This window comes from Streptomyces sp. NPDC002133, from assembly GCF_040296405.1.
Classification (GTDB): Bacteria; Actinomycetota; Actinomycetes; order Streptomycetales; family Streptomycetaceae; genus Streptomyces.
Genome location: NZ_JBEOXF010000129.1, coordinates 1 through 4,309, shown reverse-complemented (window position 1 = coordinate 4,309; position 4,309 = coordinate 1). Strand labels below are relative to the sequence as shown.

General features: G+C 67.9%; 2 protein-coding genes and 2 pseudogenes. All 4 read left to right on the top strand.

Features of this window, described 5'->3' with window-relative positions; translation table 11 throughout:
• The first annotated feature begins 485 nt into the window (after window positions 1-485).
• On the top strand, window positions 486-674 hold the full coding sequence (locus ABT078_RS42320; RefSeq protein WP_351237784.1) for a hypothetical protein: 189 nt from the start codon (window positions 486-488) through the stop codon (window positions 672-674).
• Window positions 675-719: 45 nt separating this feature from the next.
• Window positions 720-3,011 (top strand): SpoIIE family protein phosphatase, encoded by a 2,292-nt coding sequence (locus tag ABT078_RS42315; protein ID WP_351237782.1) that lies wholly within the window; start codon window positions 720-722, stop codon window positions 3,009-3,011.
• Between the two features lie 5 nt (window positions 3,012-3,016).
• A pseudogene (locus ABT078_RS42310) lies at window positions 3,017-3,445 on the top strand (IS701 family transposase); the annotation flags it as partial.
• Window positions 3,442-3,714, top strand: a pseudogene (locus ABT078_RS42305) (tyrosine-type recombinase/integrase); the annotation flags it as partial. The pseudogenes ABT078_RS42310 and ABT078_RS42305, both read left to right, overlap by 4 nt.
• Between the last annotated feature and the right edge of the window lie 595 nt (window positions 3,715-4,309).

Here is a 4,309-nt window from a genome sequence, read left to right as displayed (position 1 = left end):
TGAGCCGGCCGGACGAGATCGCCTACTACCTCGCCTATGCACCCCTGGATGTCCGCGTGGACGAGCTGGTGCGAGTGGCCGGTGCCCGGTGGGCGGGCCGACCCAAGCGTGCTGCGGCGCACCTCGGATGGGGGTTGCACCCACAGTTGTCTGCAGAGTTGTCTGCAGAGGGGGGCCCAAAGTTGCACCGGAGGTACTACCGGAGGTGTGAACCCCCATTTCGTGATCTTGAGCGTCTTGCCTGGTCAGCCCTTGCGGGCAAGCCCTACTCGCAAGACGACACCTCTTTCTCCGCGATAGTCGGAGGAAGAGGATCTATGTTCTGACGGCCCGGCGCGGCCTGCTCGCTCAGTCGTTCCCGCCCGTTGCTCTCAGGCTGTTTCCCGGCTCCCGCATCACGCCGACGTTCCAGGTCCGCCCATCGTCCGGCTCCGCTCGCCAGCGCGCGGCGACGGCTGAAGCCGGCTCATCGCACTCAGCACGGCATGCGGGTCCCAGGAGGCCCGTTCGTCGTCCGTGAGCAGTACATGGCTGCCGTGTCTCTCCAGCCACTCCACCAGGCTGTCGGCGACATGGTGCGCGCGGTGGCCCGCGAAGAGGTGGCAGATGGGGCCGTCGAAGTCGAAGAGGGCGTGCTCGGCGCCGCTGACCAGATCCTCGAGCTGTTCGGCTAGCTAGTCCGTACCCGATCACGGTGGGCGGTCACGACCGAACTGGCATTGCCGCGGCTGTCGGCCCGTGGCGACTGCCGTGCCGCCGCCCGCAAGGCCGGCCGCGAAGAGTTCGACAAGGTGCGCGCCGGGCGTTGTCACAAAGCAGAACCTTGCTCGGTCAAGCATCTCAGAATGGGCGAATTGCTTACTACGTCCTATATGCCCCGATCCCAGCCATTCGAGGACAACGGCTCGATGACTTTGACCACGATCAGCACCAACCTGATGACACTCAGCAAGCAGATGAACGCGTCTGAGATATCCGATACGGCGTTCGCGCTGCTCGACGAGCAGGGAACGGTGGTCGCATGGACGCAGGCCGCTCAGCACCTTGTCGGATACTGCGCCCGGAGCGTGGTGGGTCGATCCGCCGCTCTTGTCTTGCCGTCCTTCGCTGATGCGTCGGCGATGTCGGCGTTCGTCGAGCGGTGCCGTGCCCGGAACGGCTGGTCGGGCGCTTCGGCGGTGCGCCACCGGGACGGCCGCGTGCTCGACGTCGGGCTGCGGATCTCGATGTTGTGGGGGCAGGACGGAGCAGTGCGGTGGCTTGCGTCCGTGACCGAGATTGGCGCGTCGTCGGGGGACGCGGTGAACGTATCGGTGGAGGGGGCGCTTCTTGCCCGCGCGCCGATCGGCGTCTCTGTTCGTGATCTGGAGTTGCGCTGTGCCTGGGCGAACGACGTGATGGAGAGCCACGACGGCATCTCCCGTGAGCGGCGGCTCGGGTGTCGAGTCACCGATGTGTGGTCCGGTGTCGAGGCCGCGACGATCGAGGCGGTGATGCGGCAGGTTCACCAGAGCGGTACGACCAAGGTCCACGAGTACCGGACGTGGCTGCCGACGAGTCTGGGTCGGGAGCGCCCATTTGCGGTTTCGTTCTGCTGTCTCCAGGGCGCTGACGGCCAGCCCCTGGGGGTGTGCGCCATCAGCGTTGATGTCAAGGAGAGCCGGCGGGTGCGCGAGCGCCTCGCCGTCCTCGGCGCGGCCGACACGCGCCTTGGCAGCACCCTGGATGTGAAGCAGACCGGTCAGGAACTGGCGGAACTCGCCGTGCCCCAGTTCGCCGACCACGTGGCCGTGGACCTGGAGCAGTCGGCCCTTTTCGGCGAGGGGCGCTTGGTCCGCATCGGCTCGATGAGCGAGCGCCCGCCCGTTCTCCGGCGTGTCGGCCTGGCCTCGTACCACCATCGGGGCCCGAAAGCCCCGTCTGGGCGCGGTGATTTGATTCCGGTGACGTCCGCCCCACCGCTGGCCGAGGTCCTGCGCACCGGCAGGTCCTACCTGGAGCCGGTCCTGGACACGGCTCCAGGCTCGTGGATCCACCACGATCCGGCACTGACGGAGCGGATCCGTGAGAACGGCGTGCACTCTGTGATGGTCGTCCCCATCCGTGCGCGACGCGTCCTGCTGGGCACGGCGTTGTTCGTCCGCACCGAGAACCCGATGCCGTTCCAAGAGTCCGATCTGCTCCTGGCCGAAGAGCTGGTCAGCCGCGCCGCGGTGTCGTTGGACAATGCGCGCCGGTACTGCCGCGAGCAGACCGCGGCGCTCGCGCTCCAGTGCAGTCTGCTCCCGCGCCGTCTCAGGGGAGGATCGGCGGTGGAGGCGGCCTCGCGCTACCTGCCCGCGGACGTGGACCGCGGTGTCGGGGGCGACTGGTTCGACGTGATCCCGCTGTCCGGCGCCCGGGTGGCCCTCGTGGTCGGCGATGTGGTCGGACACGGCGTCAACGCCGCCGCGAAGATGGGCAAGCTCCGCGCCGCGGCCCACACGCTTTCCGGCCTGGAGCTGCCCCCCGACGAACTGCTGGCGCACCTCGACGACACGGTCCAGCGACTGGCGGAAGGAGACAGCGACGATCCGGACCAGAGCGACGCGGCGGTGGGCGCCACTTGCCTGTATGCCGTCTACGACCCGGCCACCCGGAAGTGCACCATGGCAACCGCCGGACACCCACCGCCCGCGATCATCGACCCGCAGGGCAAGGTGACCTTCCCCGACCTCCCCACCGGAGTCCCCCTCGGCATCGGACTCGGAGTCCCCTTCGAGGCCGTCGAGCTGGAACTGCCCGAGGGAAGTCTCCTCGCCCTGTACACCGACGGACTCGTCGAGACCCGCGACGCCGACATCGACGAGGGAATGCACCGCCTGGGCACCGCCCTCGCCCAACCGGATCTCTCCCTGGAGGACCTCTGCACCCGCGCGATGGCACCCCTCGAGGATCAGGTGGCGTGCGACGACGCCAGCCTCCTCCTGGTCCGCACCCGCACACTCAGCCCGAACCACGTCGCCTCCTAGACATCCGCGTCGACGCTCTGATTGCGGCCTTGCCGAAGCAGGCGTGGAAGCGGGTCTCCGCCGGAGCGGGCGCCCACGGCCAGCGGATCTATCACTGGGCCCGTGTCGCGATCCGGCCCGTCTGGGAGGGCGGGTACGGGCATTGGGTGCTGGCTCGTCGCAGCCTCTCGGATCCCACCGAGATCGCCTAGTACGTGTGCTACGGACCCGCGGTTTCCCGGCTGAAGGACCTGGTCAGGACGGCCGGTGCCCGCTGGCAGGTGGAGGAGTGCTTCCAGACCGCGAAAGGCGAGTGCGGGCTGGACCACTACCAGGTCCGGCTCTACCGGGCCTGGTACCGGCACATCACCCTGGCCATGGCCGCCCTCGCCTACCTCACCGCCGGCCGCGCCACAGAAGCCGCAAAAGGGGCGGTGGAGACGACGGACAAGACCTCATACCAGTGCGGCGCAGCTTCAGGGCCATGCTCGAAGCTGCGGGATTCCGTCATCCAGAGCAGTGGACACCTCGGGAGCTGCGGCACAGCTTCGTCTCATTGCTCTCAGACCACGGAATCCCCTTGGAGGTGATCGCCCGGGTCGTCGGGCACAGCAGCACCCAGACGACCGAGTCTGTCTACCGCAAACAGATTCGTCCGGTCATCACCGAGGGCGCCGAGGCGATGGACGCGATCTTCGGTGAATCCAACACAACCGAGGCCTAGCAGGACGGGAGCCACCGACCACCGCGTCGGTGGCTTCCCCGCATGACGGTTCTTCGGCACGACGGCACAGAACCCATGGCTGGTGCACTGTAACGGCTCCGGAGATCGCGGGCCCTGCGGCCATGGGCGCTGGTCACAGTGCTGACACGTCGCGTCGGTGAATCACTTGGCCGCGAATAGGCCGCTTCTGGCGTTCGACTTGTAGTCACGAGCGCCCGCAGCCTGGCGTGTGATCTTGCATAACGTGCATCGGGTTCGCGGGGAGAGTCCGTTGTCCGTGAACGCTGTCCCGTCCACCCTGGTCCCCCCGGGTGGAACGGGACGCATCCAGGACGCAGACGCGAGGTGGTAACGGCGCCGGTGGCGCCTCGGTCGGTGCTGACACACTCACGGCCTACGCGGGCCGGGTGCGACTTCCGCAACCCCTCCGCCTGAGCGGACACACCAGCATTGTCACTAGCCTCCGCCCCACCACACCCGCTACGCCACCCGGCCCCTAATACTCCAGCAGTACTTCGTGGCTTGACCTGGGGAAACGTCGAGCGGTGGGAGTGTAGCGGGCAGGATGCCGTCACGGACGGCTTCTGCTCGCCCG